14 protein-coding genes and 1 pseudogene are annotated in these 19,770 nt (G+C 44.6%); 14 read left to right on the forward strand and 1 reads right to left on the reverse strand.

Going from position 1 to position 19,770, the window contains the following annotated elements; translation table 11 throughout:
- The 14 genes and pseudogenes from AC5RDS_RS11175 (at position 1) to AC5RDS_RS11240 (ending at position 19,474) form a co-directional block, all read left to right on the forward strand.
- Entirely contained in the window at positions 1-2,805 is a 2,805-nt protein-coding gene (locus tag AC5RDS_RS11175; protein ID WP_118122175.1) for an FAD-binding and (Fe-S)-binding domain-containing protein, read from the forward strand.
- Between the two features lie 177 nt (positions 2,806-2,982).
- Positions 2,983-3,645, forward strand: a complete 663-nt coding sequence (gene ung / locus AC5RDS_RS11180) for a uracil-DNA glycosylase (RefSeq protein WP_195305945.1) — start codon at positions 2,983-2,985, stop codon at positions 3,643-3,645.
- Between the two features lie 60 nt (positions 3,646-3,705).
- Complete coding sequence (locus AC5RDS_RS11185) at positions 3,706-4,494, forward strand: M48 family metallopeptidase (RefSeq protein ID WP_013611496.1); 789 nt, start codon at positions 3,706-3,708, stop codon at positions 4,492-4,494.
- Positions 4,495-4,754: 260 nt separating this feature from the next.
- On the forward strand, positions 4,755-5,603 hold the full coding sequence (locus tag AC5RDS_RS11190) for a TIGR01777 family oxidoreductase (RefSeq protein ID WP_013611495.1): 849 nt from the start codon (positions 4,755-4,757) through the stop codon (positions 5,601-5,603).
- Positions 5,604-5,679: 76 nt separating this feature from the next.
- Entirely contained in the window at positions 5,680-6,288 is a 609-nt protein-coding gene (locus AC5RDS_RS11195) for a flavodoxin family protein (protein ID WP_013611494.1), read from the forward strand.
- A 160-nt stretch (positions 6,289-6,448) separates the two neighbouring features.
- Positions 6,449-9,571: pseudogene (locus AC5RDS_RS11200) on the forward strand (ATP-binding protein).
- Between the two features lie 122 nt (positions 9,572-9,693).
- On the forward strand, positions 9,694-12,519 hold the full coding sequence (locus AC5RDS_RS11205; RefSeq protein ID WP_041557225.1) for a TonB-dependent receptor: 2,826 nt from the start codon (positions 9,694-9,696) through the stop codon (positions 12,517-12,519).
- A 25-nt stretch (positions 12,520-12,544) separates the two neighbouring features.
- A complete protein-coding gene (locus tag AC5RDS_RS11210) occupies positions 12,545-14,056 on the forward strand; it encodes a beta-helix domain-containing protein (RefSeq protein WP_118404569.1) in 1,512 nt (503 codons plus the stop codon).
- A 404-nt stretch (positions 14,057-14,460) separates the two neighbouring features.
- Positions 14,461-14,625, forward strand: coding sequence for a rubredoxin (rd, locus tag AC5RDS_RS11215; protein ID WP_013611491.1), 165 nt, complete (start codon positions 14,461-14,463; stop codon positions 14,623-14,625).
- 347 nt (positions 14,626-14,972) lie between these two features.
- Entirely contained in the window at positions 14,973-15,986 is a 1,014-nt protein-coding gene (locus AC5RDS_RS11220; protein WP_013611490.1) for a PstS family phosphate ABC transporter substrate-binding protein, read from the forward strand.
- Entirely contained in the window at positions 15,986-16,912 is a 927-nt protein-coding gene (gene pstC, locus AC5RDS_RS11225) for a phosphate ABC transporter permease subunit PstC (protein WP_013611489.1), read from the forward strand. The genes AC5RDS_RS11220 and pstC overlap by 1 nt, the downstream gene beginning before the upstream one ends.
- A 16-nt stretch (positions 16,913-16,928) precedes the next feature.
- Positions 16,929-17,777 (forward strand): PstA family ABC transporter permease, encoded by an 849-nt coding sequence (locus tag AC5RDS_RS11230; RefSeq protein WP_013611488.1) that lies wholly within the window; start codon positions 16,929-16,931, stop codon positions 17,775-17,777.
- A 90-nt stretch (positions 17,778-17,867) separates the two neighbouring features.
- On the forward strand, positions 17,868-18,698 hold the full coding sequence (locus AC5RDS_RS11235) for a phosphate ABC transporter ATP-binding protein (RefSeq protein ID WP_113028748.1): 831 nt from the start codon (positions 17,868-17,870) through the stop codon (positions 18,696-18,698).
- 74 nt (positions 18,699-18,772) lie between these two features.
- Positions 18,773-19,474 carry a phosphoadenylyl-sulfate reductase gene (locus AC5RDS_RS11240; protein ID WP_013611486.1) on the forward strand — a complete coding sequence of 234 codons (702 nt, stop codon included), beginning with the start codon at positions 18,773-18,775 and terminating at the stop codon, positions 19,472-19,474.
- 103 nt (positions 19,475-19,577) lie between these two features.
- Here AC5RDS_RS11240 and AC5RDS_RS11245 read toward each other — a convergent pair.
- On the reverse strand, positions 19,578-19,770 hold a 193-nt coding region (locus tag AC5RDS_RS11245; protein ID WP_494222346.1), incomplete at its 5' end, for a hypothetical protein.

Below are 19,770 nucleotides of genomic sequence, written 5' to 3' on the forward strand. Positions count from 1 at the left end.
ATGAACAGACAACTTTTACATCGCTTGGGTGGAATATTCGATACCCACCAGATTCTCGCTTCCGATCTTTACCGGGAGATTTATTCCCGGGACGGTTCTTACTTCGATATCAAACCGGAAATCATCGTTCGGCCCGATACCCCGCAGCAGGTACAACAGTTGCTGGCTATCGCTTCGGAAGCCGGGGTGAACGTCACTTTCCGTACCGGAGGGACTTCGTTGTCGGGACAGAGTGTTAATGAAGGGATTATCTGTGAATTGCGTACGGCCTGGAAGAAAAGCGAGGTACGTGATCATGGACGGAAAATCTGGTTTGAGCCGGGGTTGACCGCTCATCAGATCAATATGATATTGAAAAAATACCAGACAAGAATCGGGCCGGATCCTGCTTCGGCTATAGCGGCCATGATGGGGGGAGTACTTTCGAACAACAGTAGTGGGATGCAGACCGGAACGCGTTATAATTCCTACCATACTTTAAGTGCTATCGAGTTTATGTTGGCTAACGGCCATCGCTACAATAGTAGTGTTGCTGCTGATCGGCAACGCTTTGAGCAGGAGGAAGAATGGTTATGTCAGGGGTTGTTGCGGATACGGGAACAAATCCTGAAGAACGATGAAATCCGTAACCGGATTATCGAAAAATATAAGATCAAGAATGTAACCGGGTACAGCATGAATGCTTTCGTCGATTTCGAACACCCGATGGATATTTTCGCTCATCTGCTGATCGGTGGGGAGGGTACTTTGGGATTTATCGTTTCGGCGGAGTTGAACACCTTGCCGCTGATGCCTGTGTATAGTTCGGCGATGCTTTATTTCAAGGATGCTACGCAAGCGGCGGCTTCTGCAGCTCTCCTCGGAGAAAGTGGGGCGGTATCGGTAGAGATGATGGATTATGCTGCCCTCAGCAGCCTGGGAAACCGTCCGGAATTACCCCGGGGGACGACAGCTATGCTGATCGATTATGGTGCACAGTCGCCGGAAGAAATGCAGGATATGGTAAAACGTCTACAGCCCCGGCTGAAGAAATTGGATGGTATGGTCGATATGGAAGAGTTCACCCATACGGTGAGCGAGCGGGAAAAGCTGTGGGAGGTCCGTAACGGCATTTTTCCTTGTGTTGCAGGGGCTCGTATTCCGGGTAATGCCGTGGTACTCGAAGATGTGGCTGCTCCGGTTGGAAAACTGGCTGATCTGGTTGGAGGATTACAGCAGTTATTCCGAAAACATGGTTATGAAGGTTCTATTTTCGGACATGCCCGCGATGGAAATGTACATCCCTTGGTGACTTCGGGGATGGAGACTGTAACCGAGGTCAATAACTTTTCCCGCTTTATGGAAGGAATGGTCACACTGGTACTTTCGCTCGACGGTTCGCTAAAAGGTGAACACGGTACCGGGCGTGCTGTCGCCCCTTTTGTCGAGCGGGAGTGGGGAACTGAAATTTACGCTATGATGCAGGAACTGAAAAGACTGGCAGATCCGAAGGGTATACTGAATAAAGGAGTGATCCTGAATGAAGATCCGGATGCCCATTTACATTCGATCAAGAAGATGACACTTTTTGCCGGGGAGTTGAACTATAAAAAGGCCGATACATGTATCGAATGTGGGTTTTGTGAGCATGTTTGTCCTTCTCGTTATGTTACGCTAACACCTCGCCAGCGATTGCAGGCCCGACGAATTATTGAACGGACCGGTAGCAGGGAGCTGGAAAAAGAATATGACTATATCGGCGAACAGACCTGTGCGGCGGATGGGATGTGTCAGGTGCCTTGTCCTATGGGGATCAGCACGGCTGTGGTCACCGATGCTATCCGGGCTAAAAAGGCAACTCCCGCAGAGTCGGATATCCTGCACTACGGAGCAGAACATTTCGGAGCGGTGGAAACCGACCTGCGTGCTATGTTGAAGGTGGCTGTAGGTACGGAACGGGTTATTTCACCTTATCCTCTGCTTTGGGCTACCGATTTTTTACACAGGATATCGCATCAGGTGCCTCATTGGTCGTCTCATTTTCCGATGCCCCGAAAATTACATTACCGGGAAGAAGCGAATCCCGATTTTGTTTATTTCCCGGCTTGTGTCACCCGTATTTTCGGTGCTTCGGGTTTGCATAAAGACGATTTGATCACAGTAGTACTGCGGTTGGCCGGTAAAGCCGGGATTCGGGTAAGTCTGCCAGAAGAGGCGCATGGGTTGTGTTGTTCACAGATTTGGGAACATAAGGGAAATCCTGCGGGACAGCGGTTGACCGCCAACCGTACGATAGAAAGTTTTTATAAATGGTCGGGCGGAGGACGGATTCCGATATTCTGTGATACCACTTCGTGTACACATACACTGTTGTTTGAAACCGGTGGGGACATACTTACCCCCGAAAACCGGGAGAAATACAAGCAATTGAAAATCATGGATATCACACAATGGCTCAAAGAAGTTGTTTTACCCCGAATCAAAGTTATTCGCCCGAAAAATCGGATTTTACTTCATCCGACCTGTTCCTGTCAGATCATGGGACTTACTCCGGTGTTGCTCGATATTGCCCGTAAATGTGCCCGGGAAGTTATATTACCTGATAATTGGGGATGTTGCGGGGCTTCCGGTGACCGCGGTTTCATTTTTCCGGAGTTGTCTGATTCGGCAACCCGGGATGAACGGGATGAAATTGGCCATGAATCGTTCGACGGTTGTTATTCTTTGGCACGGACCTGTGAGATTGCGATGCAGGACCATATCGAACAACCGTATGAGTCGATCGTTTATCTGGTGGATGAGACAATTCAGGACCAGGGAACGTAGGTATGAGGTCCTGGTGTAAATATGCATGGAGCATTTTTTTCTTTGTAAAGGTGATCTTTCAACCGAATCAGGGAATGCAGATCCGATTCCCTGTATTCATTTTTTTATTTGTGGTTATTATGTTATTTTTGCAAAAATAAATGAAATATGTAGTGGTGTCTGTGATTTCAAATTACTATGAAAGTACAAATAGAAGAAAGCTGGCGGAGACAATTACAGGAAGAGTTCGATAAACCCTATTTTGAGCATTTAGTGGGATTTGTGAAAGAGGAATATGCGCGTTATACGGTTTTCCCTCCGGGAAGTCGGATTTTTCATGCTTACAATACTTGTCCTTTTGAAAAGGTAAAGGTAGTCATTCTGGGGCAGGATCCCTATCACGAGCCGGGGCAGTATTACGGACTTTGCTTTTCGGTGATGGACGGAGTTCCTTTCCCGCCTTCGTTGGTAAATATTTTCAAAGAGATACAGAACGATCTGGGGAAGCCTATTCCCTGTTCGGGACGTTTGGAGCGCTGGGCGGATCAGGGAGTATTATTGATCAATGCCATTCTGACCGTACGGGCACATCAGGCCGGTTCGCATCAGGGAAAAGGCTGGGAAGAGTTTACGGATGCCGTGATCCGGCGACTGAATGATGAACGGGAGCATATCGTGTTTATGTTGTGGGGGGCGTATGCTCAGAAAAAAGGGGCTTTTATCGACCGTACTCGGCATTGTGTACTGACGGCTCCCCATCCTTCCCCGCTGTCTGCAGACCGGGGCTTTTTCGGATGCAAGCATTTCAGTAAAGCCAATGCCTATTTCCGGAGTAAAGGATTGGCAGAAATCGAGTGGTGATTCTGATTATAAGAACTATTTTATATTTTTGTGCGGTTTAATATGAAAAATAGGAAGGAAATGAAAAAATGGATGTTAGTGGTTCTGGTGTTGGCCGGAAGTGTGAGCTGGGGACAGGCTCAGATAAAAATCGGAAACCGTACGATCAATACGAAGAAAGTGTTGAATGCGGCTTCGGAAGTGGCTTCTGCCATTACCTTGTCGGATGAGGATGTAGCTGCTTTGTGCCGTGAGTCGGTGAAATGGATGGATGAGCAAAATCCGGTTTCAGACCCCGGATCGGCTTATTCTAAACGTTTGGATTCGCTGATGAAAAAAGTAGGGGAGATAGAAGGTTTGAAATTGAACTATAAGGTATATGAGGTGGTGGATATCAATGCGTTTGCTTGCGGAGACGGGAGTATTCGGGTATTTTCGGCCTTGATGGACCTGATGGATGACGACGAACTGATGGCAGTTATCGGTCATGAAATCGGTCATGTCGTACATACCGACAGTAAGGATGCCATGAAAAATGCCTATTTGGCTGCTGCTGCAAAGAGCGCGGCAGGAGCTGCAGGAGGAGTATTGGAAAAATTGACCGATTCACAACTGGGGGAGATTGCCCAAGCCTTGTCGAATGCTCAATTTTCACAAAAACAAGAAACTGAAGCCGATGAATATGGGTTTGAATTTTGTATCAAACATGGTTTCGATCCTTATGGGATGGCTAATGCACTGGAGAAGTTGAATAATTTGTCCGAGGGACAAAAGGCATCTAAATTTCAGCAGATGTTTTCTAGTCATCCCGATAGTGCCAAACGGGCGTCCCGGATGAAAGAGAAAGCGGATGCTTATCTGAATAAATAGAATCCCTGACTAACGGCGGGGCCGGGGCTGGTGTGGCGTGAGAAATGATTGAGTTTGATGAAGTGCCCGAAGATCTTTTGTTGTTGTTCCGGGAGATACCGTTACGAACTGTGATGGTTTGCGTGTTTCAAGGTTGGTCATATGGATAAAATATAAAAAATATTTTCGTCTGTTTATTTCTTTTGAGGTTGTAGTTGCGGAATAACGATTGTTCAAAAACTTTACTGAGTTATTTCCGTTCAACTCAGAAAAACAAGCAGATGAAAATTGCAATTAGTGGAGCGACCGGTTTTATCGGTACACATTTAACCCGTTATTTATCGGGACAGGGGCATGAAGTGACAGGACTTGGACGGAAATGGTTCGGTCGGGGAAATGCCGATCATTTGGCAAAGTTGATGGAAGGAATGGATGTCGTTATTAATTTGGCAGGAGCCCCTGTCAATCATCGTTGGACGACGGCATATAAACAGGAATTGTACGATAGCCGGATCATTCCTACACGTATGCTGGTCGATGCGATTAACCGGACTGACCGGGTTCGGCTTTTTATTTCGGCTTCGGCGGTAGGATATTACCCTTCCAGGGGCTGTTACGATGAATATAGTCATGTGAAAAGCGATGGTTTTTTGGCCGGATTGTGTAGGGCTTGGGAAGCAGAGGCTGGACTGATCCGGAAGTCGGCCAGATTGATCATTACGCGTTTTGGGGTGGTATTATCCCCTGAGGGTGGGGCTTTTCTGCAACTTATCCGTCCTTTGCAGAGTAGATTGGCAACGGTGATCGGGTCCGGGAATCAACCTTTTACCTGGATTGCTCTAACTGATTTGATCGGGGCAATGGGATTTGTGATCGACCAGCCCGGATGGAGTGGGGTTTTTAATTTTGTGACGCCGGAGCAGACGACTAACGCTGCTTTTACCGCTGCTTTGGCCCGACGGTATCATGCCCGATTAACCGTAAAACTCCCGACTGTTTTTTTTCGATTGTTTTATGGGGAGGGGGCTGTTTTGCTGACCGAGGGCCAATGTGTGAAACCTACCCGTTTGCTGGAAAAGGAATTTCAGTTTCAGGCACCTACTGTAGAGGCTTTTTTTAAGCGTATATAGAGTAAATATCTCGGTTGAAATGGGAGAGACCGATGATTCTTTTTTAATTTTGTTGCAGGTATAAAAATGAATAGCCATGAAAGTCGTCTTAATAAATGGAAGTCCTCACCGGAAAGGGAATACGTTTATCGCCCTTTCGGAAGTAGCGGGGGCACTTGAAAAAGAAGGTGTACAAACGGAGATAATCCAACTTGGGATAAAAGCGGTGCAAGGGTGTATTGCTTGTAATAAGTGTGCAGAGTTGGGACATTGTGTATTTCAGGACACCCTTTATAATCAGGTCAGAGAAGCATTGCAGGAAGCAGATGGTATCGTCGTTGGTTCGCCGGTATATTATGCCGGTCCGAACGGGGCGCTCTGTGCATTGCTCGACCGGGTGTTTTATTCCTGTTCGGAATTGTTGGCTTACAAAGCCGGAGCTTCGGTGGCTGTTTGTCGCCGGGGTGGGGCGAGTGCCACTTTCGACCGGTTGAACAAATATTTTACTATCCTGAATATGCCGGTAGTTTCTTCGCAATACTGGAATAGCGTTCATGGGATGCGGCCCGGAGAAGCAACAGAGGATGCCGAAGGACTTCAGACTATGCGTATGCTGGGCCGGAATATGGCTTGGTTGCTGAAAGGAGTGAAACGGGAAGAACGGCCGGAACCGGAACTTCGGGTCATGACTAATTTTATACGATGAAAATTTTAAATCCTCGGGTAACTTGAAAGACGAGCATTTAAGTCCTTGTTTTTTAAAGTATCCGGACTTTTATATTGGGGTATTTTCTTGCCTGTATGGTTATTTCTCCTTACTTTTACGCATCCTGATATATAAAATAGGGTGAAAATTTAAAATTTTTATGAAAAATATTTACAGGACGGCATGTTGGATTGCCTGCCTTTTGTGTTGTGTGCATACCTTGTGTGGTAAAAATGTTGAGGGAGATGTTAACTATGTCTTGATAATCAATACTTATACGGAATCGACTCCTTGGAGTAACAGCATGATTTATCCGATTGTCAGTATGGCTTCACAAGATGAAAAATTGGGGGTATATACCGAGCATATGAATATGTTGATGATGGATGGTGAAGAGGAATTGGCTGCATTTGAGAAAAATATTTTTAAGGATTTTGAGACCCGTCCTCCGAAACTGATTGTATTATTGGGGACAGCCAGTTTTATTCTGTGTGAGGATTTGGATCGTCAGTGGCCGGATATCCCGATCATATTGTGTGGAGAGCGGGATTATGCCGGAAATAAGGATATGGTGTTGAAAAAACAACCGCTGACTCCGGAAGAGCGTATGCCCTTGACCGCTTGGCAGGGTAAATATAATATGACCTCTATGCCGATCCAGGTCTATTTCGAAGAAAACCTGGATTTGATGAAACGGTTGATTCCCGGTATGAAGGAAGTATTGTATATCGGTGATGAAACTTATATTTGTCAGCAGAATGATTATGATCTGAAACATTTGATGGAGTCCGGATATCCTGAATTGAAATACCGTTTTCTATGTTCCAGGGATATCGGTATCGATAGTCTTTTCACTATTTTAAATCAGATAGATGTCCGGACAACGGGTATTTTATTTTCATCCTGGTTTCAAAAAAGAGTTTATGCCGGCAATACCGTGTTGTATGCTAACAGCCATCGGATTATAGCCACTTCTTCGGTGCCGTTGTTTTCTTTTAAGAATGTCGGAATCGAAGAGGAAGGAGGAATTATCGGAGGTTTTATTTATAATAAAACAGATTATGTCGCTCATCTTTGCGAAACGATCAGGGAGATTATCGGTGGGCGTCAGGCACGTGATATCCCTTTTTACTATGGCCCGAAAGGGACGCCTGTGTTTAATTATCAATCGTTGTTGCAGCGTAACCTCGATCCTGAGTTGTGTCCGCCGGGAACTGTTTTTTACAATATGCCGCCTACCTTTTGGGAGAAATATAAGTATATACTGATCGGGATCGGTTTTCTTTTAGTGGGGGTATTGCTAATTTTCCAATATCATCGTTTGCGGGTACTGGAAAAGATAAAAATGATACAACGCAGAGAATTGCAGGCCAATGAGAGGTACTTGGATCTGATCGATAATATGCCGATCCTTTATATGCATGAAGAGCTGATTAAGGATGCAGAAGGAAAGGTTGTCGATACGAGATATTTAGATATAAATCGTTATTTTGAAAATAATTTTTTCAAACGGGAAGAGATTATCGGGAAACTGGGGAGTGAGGTCTTTCCGGAGTCGATGCCGTAATTTCTGCATTTTGTGAATATAGCTCTTTGGGAGAAACGGTCGGTGACTTTCCCCTATTACTATAAAAAAATCGATATTTTTTACGACGTCGTAGTAAATGTCACAGAAGACGGCCATGGGGTAGATATATTCTGCGTGGATAGTACGGAGCTTCATCATGCCCAGAAACAGTTGGGCTTGACCAACCAAAAGCTTTCCATGGCATTGGATGTTGCGAATATTGTGCCCTGGAAGTGGGATTTACAGGCTCATACGATTCTCTGTGATGTCAACCGGCCAATCGAATTAAGCAGGGAGGAGACGGAGGTGGATGAAGAGCAACTTTTTGTGCCGGACTGGCAATATTTTTCAAAAATCCATAAGGAAGATCTGGAGAAAGTGAAGAAAGCTTATGCCGACCTGATCGAAGGGCGTATTGCAAAAGTGAAAGAGGAATACCGGGTGATCGACAAAGTGAATGACCATTACCGGATAGATTGGGTTGAAGCTCAGGCGGCAGTCGAAACCCGTGATGAATATGGGAAGCCTCTGACTTTGGTTGGCTCTTCGCTGATCATTACCGAGCGGAAAAGAATAGAAGCCGAATTATTGTCGGCTAAGGAACGGGCAGAGGAATCGAACCGTTTGAAATCGGCCTTCCTGGCCAATATGAGTCATGAGATCCGGACTCCATTGAATGCCATTGTCGGTTTTTCAGGAATTTTGGCTTCTGCTGAAGAGGGACAGGAAAAACAAGAGTATGTGAGTATCATCGAGAACAACAATGCTTTGTTGTTGCAACTGATCAGTGATATTTTGGACCTATCAAAGATCGAAGCAGGAACGATGGAGTTTGTTTATTCTGATTTTGAGCTGAATAAAGTGATGGACGAACTGGAAAATTCCCTGCGTTTAAAATTAGATCCGGCCAAAGAAGTGCAACTTTGTTTCGAACCCGGCTTACAGGAATGTTATGTCCATTTGGAACGAAACCGCTTGTCCCAACTGATCATCAATCTGGTGACCAATGCCATTAAGTTTACAGAAGAGGGAAGTATCCGCTTCGGCTATCAACTGTGGGAGAGTGGGCAGTTGTATTTTTACGTCAGGGATACCGGTTGTGGGATACCCCGGGATAAGCAGGATGCTGTTTTCGGACGTTTTGTCAAGCTGAACAGCTTTGCTCAGGGGACAGGCCTCGGGCTTTCGATTTGCCAAATGTTGGTAGAGCATATGGGGGGAGAAATCGGCTTACAGTCAGAAACCGGTGAAGGGGCGACATTTTGGTTTACCCTGCCTTTTATTGCTCCGGCAGAAAAATTTCAGGCGGAAAAAAAGATCGAGCCTATGCGGATCGAACAAAAGACCCTGACTATTTTGGTGGCTGAGGATAACGGGAGTAATTTTAAACTGATCGAATCGATATTGGGAAAGGATTACCATCTTTTGCATGCCTGGAACGGGAAGGAAGCTATTGAGTTATACCGGGAATACGAACCGCAGTTGATTTTGATGGATATCAATATGCCGGTGATGGACGGTTATGAAGCCACCCGTGAGATCCGGAAGTTCTCTTTGCAAGTGCCGATTATTGCGGTGACTGCTTTTGCTTATGCATCGGATGAACAGAAGGCTATGGACAACGGTTTTAATGCCTATATGTCTAAGCCTATAAATGCCGGTCAGCTACGGCCGAAGATTACTTCGATACTACAACGGCATGTCGTTTTTATGTGACCAATCGGAAAAATCCTGTTTTTCTATTCATTTTTACTTAACAGCTTCGTTACAAGTCTGTAACATCCTCTTTTCATCTTTGCAATGGAATTTAAGATATAATATTGCAAATGATGAATTGGATGTCAAGTGTGTTTTTTAAGGTCTGTTTGTTTGGTTTTATCGGGTTGGCCTGTCCCACAGCATTGTTGAAAGCTGAAGGGATTATAAAAGGGACAGTATTGGATAAAAACAGTGGGGAACCGGTGATCGGTGCTGCTGTTATGCTCGAGCAGACGCTGAAAGGGGCTGCTACCGATCTGGATGGTAGCTTTTCGATTTCCGGGATACCGGCAGGGAAATATAATCTGCATGTTTCTTGTCTGTCTTATACTACTTTGAAGGTGGAAGGGGTTGAAATAACGGACGATCGTACCGTGGAACTGAAGATCGTGCTGGAAGCTGCTACCGAAGCATTGGAGGAAGTGACTGTGCGGGCTGTCCGTAAGATGAACAGCGAGGTGGCCATGGTGAATGCTGTTAAGGCTTCGCCTGTAGTGATGAGTGCGGTTTCCAGTCAGCTGATCACCAAAAGCCAGGATCGGGATGCTTCGGAGGTTGTAAAACGTATTCCGGGAATATCGATTATCGACGATAAGTTCGTTATTGCCCGGGGATTATCCCAGCGATACAATAATGTATGGATCAATAATAGTGCTGTTCCTAGTTCGGAGGCGGATTCGAGGGCTTTTTCTTTCGATATCGTTCCTAGTGCCCAGATCGAGAATATTATGATCATGAAGTCGCCTTCTCCGGAGATTCCGGCCGATTTTACCGGAGGTTTTATCAAAATCAGTACGAAAGATACTCCTGAAAAAAATCAATATATGCTGAGTTATGGGGTTAGTGTGAATGATCGGACTCATTTCAGGAATTTCAAATACAATAAGGGAAGTGCAACCGATTGGCTTGGATTTGACAATGGGATGCGAATGGTAAAAGGGGGGATAAAAGGAGTGTTCGATAATGAAGATGCGGCTTCGGTGGAAGAGATGACAAAACAGGGGTTTAACAATGATTGGAAAGTGAGGCATAAAAAGCCCTTTCCCGACCAGCGTTTCTCTTTCATGTTCGGCCAGGTGTTCAAGGGAGGAGAAGACAGGAAACTGGCTTTAACCGGAGCCTTGAATTATAGCAATACCGGTAAAAGTTATATCGGCATGGAAAACTCCCGTTTCGGTGTGTATAACAAAGTAAAGGATGAGCCGATTTATCAGTATAAATATACCGATAACCAATATACCCGGAACGCCAGGTTGGGGGCGATGCTGAATCTGGCCTTTACGGGGAGTAAAAGCCGTTTTTATTTCCGGAATATTTTTAACCAATTGGGAAGTAACCGATATACCGAACGTCGTGGTTGGCAGAATATCAGCTCTTTATATATTCAGGAAAAAGCAGAATATATTTATGGCAGCCGCAGTACCTATTGTGGGCAATTTTCGGGAGTCCACGATTTGCCGGCAGGGACACTGGATTGGAATCTGGGTTATTCGTATGCAAATAAAAACCAGCCGGACAGGCGGATTATCGAGCGTCAGCAAAACGATATCGTAGGGGATGTGAACTATGGAAAAATGAGGATCGACCAAAACGATATCTATAGGGATTTCCTGCGTTTGGATGAACACATTGTATCTTTCGGTGCGAATTACAATTATCTTTTCAATGAAAGCGGAGGATTTACGCCGACCCTGAAAGCGGGGGTATATGGAGAGTATTGTAAGAGAGATTATAAAAACCGGGCCTATTATTACCGGTTTTATGAAGATCATATGCCTGCAGGATTCGCTTATGAGCCGGTGGTGGAAAATATTTTGCAGGCAGAAAATTTCGGAGCTGACAAGCTTTATCTCTATGATGATACGGATAATAAAAATAGTTATAAAGGGAATAATCTGTTGTATGCGGCTTATCTGGCTTTGAATATCCCCTGGCAGCGTTTTAATGTTTATGCAGGGGTACGGCTGGAAAACAGGAATATGACACTGACCAATTATATCAGTTCGAATGCCTGGATTTCTAAAGACACTGACTTTGACAATACCGATTTTTTCCCTTCTGTGAATGTCAGTTATAATCTGACAGATAAACAATTGATCCGTTTTGCTTACGGTAAGTCGGTGAACCGGCAGGAATTTCGGGAAGTTTCGTCGTCTGTGTACGAAGATTTCGAATTGTTCAGTGATGTAAAAGGAAATCCGGATTTGAAACCGGCCTATATTCATAATCTGGATTTACGTTACGAATGGTATCCGGCTAGTGGCGAATCGGTATCTGTAGCTTTGTTTTACAAGCATTTCCGGCATCCGATCGAATGGACTTTCCGGGATGGTGGCGGAAGTTATACCTATACTTTTGAAAATGCCGATAAGGCCCGGAATTATGGTGTGGAGGTAGATATTCGTAAAGATTTGGAATTTATCGGTTTGCGGAATTTTATGTTGAACCTGAATGGGTCGTGGATAAAGAGTAAAGTTTCTTTCGATAGTGAGAATAGCCTGGAGCATGACCGGCCGATGCAGGGCCAATCGCCTTACCTGGTGAATGCAGGGTTGTTTTACCAGACGGAAAAAGCAGGCGTGATGGCCGGAGTGCTTTATAACCGGATAGGAAAAAGGATTGTCGGAATCGGGCGGTCGGATATGAGTGTGGGAGGATCTATCAATAACGATATCCCGGATATGTACGAAATGCCTCATGATGCACTCGATATTGTATTGAGCAAAAAGTTCGGAAAACAAGTAGAGGTGAAACTAAATGCGAAGGACGTCATCGGGCAGGATGCTGTGTTTAAACAATTTCCCAGGTTTGAAGACGCGAATGGACAGATCGTGGAAAGGGAACAAACCACAAAGCGTTTTGCACCGGGGAGATCCTTTACCTTAAGTGTGAGTATTCATTTGTAATCTATAAAAGTTAATTTTAATCGTTATGAAAACAATTTTGAAGAAATGGCAGATGCTTTTAATGCTTGTCTTAACCCTTGGAATTACTGCTTGTAGTGATGATAACGGCGGTAATGGGGATAACGGCGATGATGATGGAGATAATCTGAGTGATATTCTGTTTGAAAACGGTACTCAGCTGGGCAATGGGGCGGATGAGATGGAGATAAACGGAAACTATAAGTTGCCCAAGGGAGTATATGTGATGAAAGGGTGGTTGTATATTACCGATGGTTCGTCGCTCGAAATAGAAGCAGGTACGGTCATAAAAGGGGATAAAGCCACCAAAGCAGCGATTATTGCCGAGCCTGGAGGTAAACTGATTGCCAGGGGTAGACAGGATGCTCCTATTGTGTTTACTTCCAACGAACCTGTCGGTTCGCGTAAACCCGGAGATTGGGGAGGTATTATCCTGTGCGGAAAAGCGGTGAATAATCAGGGAAAAATGACTATTGAAGGAGGATTGCGTACCGAGCACGGAGGAAATGACAATGCGGATAATTCAGGAGTATTGAGTTATGTGCGGGTCGAATTTGCAGGTAATCCTTTTGATACGGACCAGGAAATCAACGGGGTGACTTTCGGAAGTGTCGGATCGGGGACGCAGGTCGACCATGTACAGGTGTCTTATTCGAACGATGATTCCTTCGAATGGTTCGGCGGATCGGTAAATTGTAAATATCTGGTGGCCTATCACGGATGGGATGATGATTTCGATACCGATAACGGTTTTTCAGGGAAAGTGCAGTTTTGTCTGGGAGTACGGAATCCGGGTATTGCCGATCAGTCTATTTCCAATGGTTTCGAGAGTGATAATAATGGAAATGGAACGACTCAGGAACCTTTTACAAAAACAGTTTTCAGTAATGTGACTTTTGTCGGACCGGTCGGGCAGGATCCTGCTTTTCAAAATACCACAGAGTATATCAAAGGAAATGGCCTGAACCCCAATAACGGTTCACGGTTAGGGCAATTCCAGGCTGCGATACAAATTCGCCGCAACTCTCATCTGAGTTGTTTTAATTCGGTCGCTATGGGGTATCCGGTCGGACTTTTGATCGAGAACGATAAAGGTTCTCAGACTCAGGAGGCAGCTAAAAACGAGGTTTTTAAACTGAATCATATCGTTTTTGCAGGAATGGGAATTTTAGGAAGTGATAAAAATAAGAGCCTGCAAGGAGGTTTGTGTACGGACGGTACGAATATCGATGCCACACAGACGGCATTTTCTGAGACTTATTTTAATACAGCTACGGTGAATGTCGCTTATCCGGCTATTGCCGATCTGAAGTTGAGCCAACCCAATAGTATGGCAGCTTCTCCGAATTACGGCCCTCTGACTGGAAGTCCGTTACTGGGAGCTGCCGATTTTACCGATGTTTTGCTGAGCAGTGGTTTTGACAAAGTGTCTTATATCGGTGCTTTTGCCAGTGACAAGGAGGCGGACAATTGGATGAGCGGTTGGACGAATTTTGATCCGCAACATACCTCTTATTAATGAATTGTTAAAATTGCAGGCGAATTTACTCCCGTAGATTTACAATTTGTAAATGATGTGAATAAGTAGTAATATTTCGGCGAAATTGAAAAAAGGATGCTTTTGCGGCATCCTTTTTGTTTTAACATTTAACAGTAACGTCATGAGTTTGTCACGAACTTGTCATATTGCAAGCTTACTTTTGTGGCGTTAAGATTTAGAAGACATTTTTTTTTCATAAGTTTGTATTAGGTTAGTTAGTAGTGAAAAGTTTCCCGCCGTGAGGCTCGAAACTTTTTCGTTTTTTGTGTTTTTCTTCAATTGAAATTTGCATATTTGTATGATGTTAGACGACAAAATATATCTTTTTAACCGATAGATCGTATAATATAGGAAATATAGTTTTATCACTAAATCATAGAACCATGAAAAAGTACATTTGCACTGTATGTGATTACGTTTATGATCCGGTACAAGGTGATCCGGATGCTGGCATCGAACCGGGAACAGCTTTCGAAGATTTGCCTGATGATTGGGTCTGTCCCTTGTGTGGGGTCGGTAAAGATGAATTCGAACCCTATGAAGAATAATTTTGGATTGTAAATAAATAGTGTTTACCTTGTGGCTTGAAATAGTTTTTATTTCATGTTATTTCAAATTTAGTAACCTGGTCGTTTGGCGGTTAAAGTCATAAAGATACAAGAGGTCGGCAATCCCTCATTGAATGTGTTAGAAATAATACATGGATATAGCTCCCCGAAAGGGAGCTATTTTTGTGTGAAATAAGTAAAAAAGCTTATTAAAATAGCGTTGGATAGGTATTGTTATTTAACAGAATATGAATAGCTTTGCATAGCTTTTCGATAAATATGCCAAGTAAATGAATAATAGTGGTTTGGCATATAAATTGTTGAAGATTTGGTATTTTAAATAAAATATGATGCGGAATATACGTGTAGTTTTTGCAGTTTTGTCTTTATCTGTTGTATTGGTTGCCGGAGTTGCAGATGAATTACAGGCACAGGAGAAAAGACAGGGATGGATTAAACGATTGAGATACAGGCGGGAATTACGTCGGGAGTTGCAAGGTGAGATTCAATTATCCGGAGCTTTTGCTCTTTATCCTATGGCTGTGAAATGGGCGGAAGAGTTTCGTAAGATCCATCCTAAAGTGAGGATCGATATTTCTGCCGGTGGGGCTGGTAAAGGAATTACCGATGCTTTGGCTAAGGTGGTAGACCTTGGAATGGTCTCCCGGGATATTTATCCGCAGGAACTGGAAAAAGGGGCTTTCCCGATAGCGGTGGTGAAGGATGCCGTCGTACCTACTATTAATTCGAATAATCCTTTGATCGATCAGATATTAGCGACCGGTTTAAAGCAACAGGTGGCTCAGGATCTGTGGATTCATACCACAGCCCGGACCTGGGGCGATGTGCTGGGGACGGGCAGTACGATACCGGTACATGTGTATACCCGCTCGGATGCTTGCGGTGCTGCAGAAACTTTTGCTGCCTGGTTAGGAGCTAAACAAGAGGATCTGGAAGGAACCGCTGTATTCGGAGATCCCGGAGTCACTTCTGTGGTGCAACGTGACAAAGTAGGGATCGGATTTAATAATATTGCCTATGCTTACGATATCAATTCTAAAAAGCCTTATCGGCATATCGCAGTGATTCCCTTGGATTTGAACGGCAATGGAAAGATCGATCCGGAAGAAGATTTTTATGCCACTAGTACAGAATTGAATGCTGCTATTGCAGAAGGGAAATATCCCAGCCCACCGGCCCGGAACCTGTTTTTGGTTTCGAATGGAAAACCGATGAAACCGGAAGTGCTTGCTTTTCTCGAATTTATTTTGACAGATGGGCAGCAATATGCTCCTGAAGTGGGATATATCGGGCTTTCATCCGATATATTGGAAGAAGAATTATTCAAATTGCAGGAATAATGATGGAGGAAGAAGATAAGATTGTACAAAAAACTTCCAGGATCCGCCTGATCAAAGATAAGATGGCCGGATCAATGATGTTGACTTTTACGTTAGTGTCTGTGTTGTTGGTCGTGCTGATCGGTATTGGTCTGGTGCTGAAATCTTTGCCTATTTTACACGACAAATCCCTGTGGGAGTTACTTAGTGGAGCGAAATGGAAACCGATGCGCGGGGATTTCGGTTTCCTGCCGTTTATTATGGGTACCCTTTGGGTGACGGCTATCGCTATCCTTTGGACTTTACCGGTTTCGTTATTTACCGCTATTTTCCTGACGGAAAATTCTAAGAGTTGGGTGAAAAGGGTGGTGTTTCCGGCTCTCGATATTTTGGCCGGTCTGCCTTCGGTCGTCTATGGAGTGTGGGGTATTTTAGTCGTAGTCCCCTGGATTTCCGATCGGTTGGCTCCACACTTTGTGGAATATTCTACAGGTTATTCCACACTGGCTGCCGGTATTGTATTGGGGATCATGATCCTGCCTTTGCTGATCAGTTTGTTTGTGGAATTATTTTCTTCTGTTCCTAAGGAATACCGGGAAGCTTCCTTATCCTTGGGAGCAACCCGTTGGCAGACGACGAAATATGTATTGCTGAAGAAGACTTTCCCGGGGATAGTAGCTTCGGTGACCCTGGCTATTTCGAGGGCTATGGGGGAGACGATCGCCGTGTTGATGGTGTGTGGAAATATTGTACAACTTCCCGACTCGTTATTCGACGGTTGTTATCCGTTGCCGGCATTGATCGCCAATAACTACGGGGAAATGTTGTCATTGCCGCTTTATGAATCGGCATTGATGTTTGCCGCTTTGATTTTGTTTGTGGTCGTATTTGTCTTTAATATCGCTTCCCGCCTGATCCTTAGAAAGCTGGAACGGAATTTGGTATGATCGAAAAACCGATGTCATGAAATTGAAATTTATTGAAGAGAAGGCTATGAAAGTGGTGATGTTGGTGACAACATTACTGGTATTTTTGTTTGTAGGCAGTATTTTATATACCATCGTCAAAAACGGCTGGGGAGCCATGAATTGGGAAATGATTTCCTCTTTGCCGGGAGGCGGGTTTTACATCGGCAAAGAAGGAGGGTTGCTGAATGCTATCGTCGGTTCGTTGTATATTGTGGGAGCTTCTACGGTATTGGGTCTGGCGGTGAGTATTCCTGTCGTGTTTTATCTGAATGTATATCTGAAAAAAAATTCGAAACGGGGTTCGTTCGCCCGACTGGCGTATGATGTGCTTTTCGGAATCCCTTCGATCGTATACGGGGCTTTTGCTTTTACCATCATGATCTATTTGGGGTTGAAGACCTCTTTGGCCGGTGGTATTATTGTCATAACGCTATTGATCATTCCGATTTTTATCCGTTCGATGGATGAGATTGCCCGGGAATTGCCGCAGGATATGCTGAATGCTTCTTATTCCCTGGGAGCTACGCGTTACGAAACGATCAAAGTGGTTGTCCGGCAGATCGCTCCGGGTATCGCTACAGCTACTTTGTTGTCTATCGGCCGGGCGATCGGAGATGCTGCTGCGGTGTTGTTCACTGCCGGGTATACGGATAATATCCCGACTTCCCTGGGACAGCCGGCAGCCACTTTGCCTCTGGCCGTATTTTTTCAGCTGAGCAGCCCTATACCCGCAGTTCAGGAAAGGGCGTATGCCGCCGCTTTGATATTGACTATTATTGTTTTGATATTGAGTATCCTGGGACGGATTATTACGAACCGTTTCTCCAGGAATAAAATTCAGTAATCATCGTGATTAAAATAATTGAGTAACTTAGTAATCTGGTAACTATATATGAATATTCCGTTTTTAGGTAAGAAAATCAAATGGTATAATATGTCCGATTTGAATGAAACAGAATTGAAAAAAGGTTTTTTTCGTCCGAATCAGAAATTTTGTACCGATGATTCCAAAAGATCGAACATTGTCGTAGACCATTTGAATGTCACTATCCAGCACAATCATATTCTGAAAGAGGTGTCGGCAGTTATTCCGGACCGGAAGATTACCTGTATTATCGGTCCTTCGGGTTGTGGAAAGTCGACTTTGCTCAAGAGCTTGAACCGTCTGTTGGATACGAATGAAGAGGTTCATATTTCGGGTAGTGTGTTGGTAGACGGGGAAGAATTGTATGCTCCGGGAGTAGAGATTACACATATACGGCGTAAGATGGGATTGTTGTCGCAACGTCCCTGTCCGCTACCGATGTCTGTTTATGATAATATCGCTTACGGTTGCCGGATTCATGGTATACGTAACCGGAAGAAGCTGAATATGATCGTACGCCATTACCTGCAGGCTGTGGGATTATGGGAAGAGGTGAAAGATCGTTTGCATACTCCGGCAGGTCGGATGTCTATCGGACAGCAACAACGCCTCTGTCTGGCCCGGGGATTAGCTGTCGAACCCCAGTTTATCCTGGCAGACGAAGCGACTTCGGCTTTGGATCCTATATCGAGTAAAACCATCGAGGATCTGTTTTTAAAACTTAAAGAGGAATATGCTATCGTATTGGTGACGCATACGTTGCGTCAGGCCTTACGAATTGCCGATTATGTGATCTTTATGTATATGGGAGAGATCATCGAGGCCGGACCGGCAGAACAAATCTTTAAAAATCCACAAAAGGAGTTGACACAGAAATATTTGGCCGGGGTATTTAGTTAGAAAAAGTAAAAAGTGGGAAAAAGCTATAAGCTAAGGGCTTGGAGCTGGGGAGGAAAGTAAAAATCGATTGGGATATGATGAAAGAGGATGTAATACGGTTGAATGAGCAGCTGAAAGGCAAGAAGGCGGAAGAGGTATTGGATTATTTTTTGGAAAAATACCAGGGACATATTGCTCTGGCGTCGAGTCTGGGGATTGAAGACCAGGTGTTGACTGCTATGATTTGCGGGATCGATGCGACTACCCGTATTTTTACTTTGGACACCGGGCGGTTGTTTCCTGAAACATATAGTCTGATCGGGCGGACAAATATGACATATGGAATCCGGATTCAGGTATTTTTCCCGGACTATCACGAAGTGGAAAAAATGGTGGCGGAACATGGGGTGAATTTGTTTTACGATAGCATTGAATACAGGAGGTTATGTTGTCATATCCGTAAACTGGAACCTCTGAAACGTGCTTTCCAGGGAATGAAAGTGTGGATTTGCGGATTGCGGCACGAACAATCGGTTACCCGTACAGGAAATCAGTTGGTAGAGTGGGACGGGATGAACGGATTGATAAAAGTGAATCCTTTGATCGATTGGACAGAAACCGAGGTATGGGAGTATATCCGTGAGCACGGCGTACCTTATAATAAATTGCATGATCAGGGATTTCCGAGTATCGGTTGTCAGCCCTGTACCCGGGCTGTTAAGCCCGGCGAAGATATCCGGGCCGGACGTTGGTGGTGGGAGTCGCCTGAACACAAAGAATGTGGATTACATAAATGACCGGATTTCTCGTTGCCTTGATGGTCGGAAAATTTTCTACCGGACCTAATAATGAAAGGTGCTTATATACATGTTTACTCTAAATGTAGGTTTATTTTGTTATTTATTCGTCTTCGGTGATCGTGTTTGGGGACCCGGTCGCTTCTGTCGGTCGTCTAACTTTTTCTTTCACTGACCGGCGGAACTCCTCACTGCGTTCGTCAGACACCACCGGTCGGGCGTTCAGAAAAAGCAAGACGACACTCGCCAGAGCTCCAATGGTCCCCGAACACGAACACCTCCGACTTACGTTATCA

This window comes from Odoribacter sp., assembly GCF_985060555.1.

Coding starts and splice junctions, on each gene's coding strand:
- ung (WP_195305945.1), top strand. CDS start 2,983: ATGAAAGTACAAATAGAAGAAAGCTGGCGGAGACAATTACAGGAAGAG.
- AC5RDS_RS11235 (WP_113028748.1), top strand. CDS start 17,868: ATGTCCGATTTGAATGAAACAGAATTGAAAAAAGGTTTTTTTCGTCCG.
- AC5RDS_RS11195 (WP_013611494.1), top strand. CDS start 5,680: ATGAAAGTCGTCTTAATAAATGGAAGTCCTCACCGGAAAGGGAATACG.
- pstC (WP_013611489.1), top strand. CDS start 15,986: ATGATGGAGGAAGAAGATAAGATTGTACAAAAAACTTCCAGGATCCGC.
- AC5RDS_RS11190 (WP_013611495.1), top strand. CDS start 4,755: ATGAAAATTGCAATTAGTGGAGCGACCGGTTTTATCGGTACACATTTA.
- AC5RDS_RS11185 (WP_013611496.1), top strand. CDS start 3,706: ATGAAAAAATGGATGTTAGTGGTTCTGGTGTTGGCCGGAAGTGTGAGC.
- AC5RDS_RS11175 (WP_118122175.1), top strand. CDS start 1: ATGAACAGACAACTTTTACATCGCTTGGGTGGAATATTCGATACCCAC.
- rd (WP_013611491.1), top strand. CDS start 14,461: ATGAAAAAGTACATTTGCACTGTATGTGATTACGTTTATGATCCGGTA.
- AC5RDS_RS11240 (WP_013611486.1), top strand. CDS start 18,773: ATGATGAAAGAGGATGTAATACGGTTGAATGAGCAGCTGAAAGGCAAG.
- AC5RDS_RS11210 (WP_118404569.1), top strand. CDS start 12,545: ATGAAAACAATTTTGAAGAAATGGCAGATGCTTTTAATGCTTGTCTTA.
- AC5RDS_RS11230 (WP_013611488.1), top strand. CDS start 16,929: ATGAAATTGAAATTTATTGAAGAGAAGGCTATGAAAGTGGTGATGTTG.
- AC5RDS_RS11205 (WP_041557225.1), top strand. CDS start 9,694: ATGTCAAGTGTGTTTTTTAAGGTCTGTTTGTTTGGTTTTATCGGGTTG.
- AC5RDS_RS11220 (WP_013611490.1), top strand. CDS start 14,973: ATGATGCGGAATATACGTGTAGTTTTTGCAGTTTTGTCTTTATCTGTT.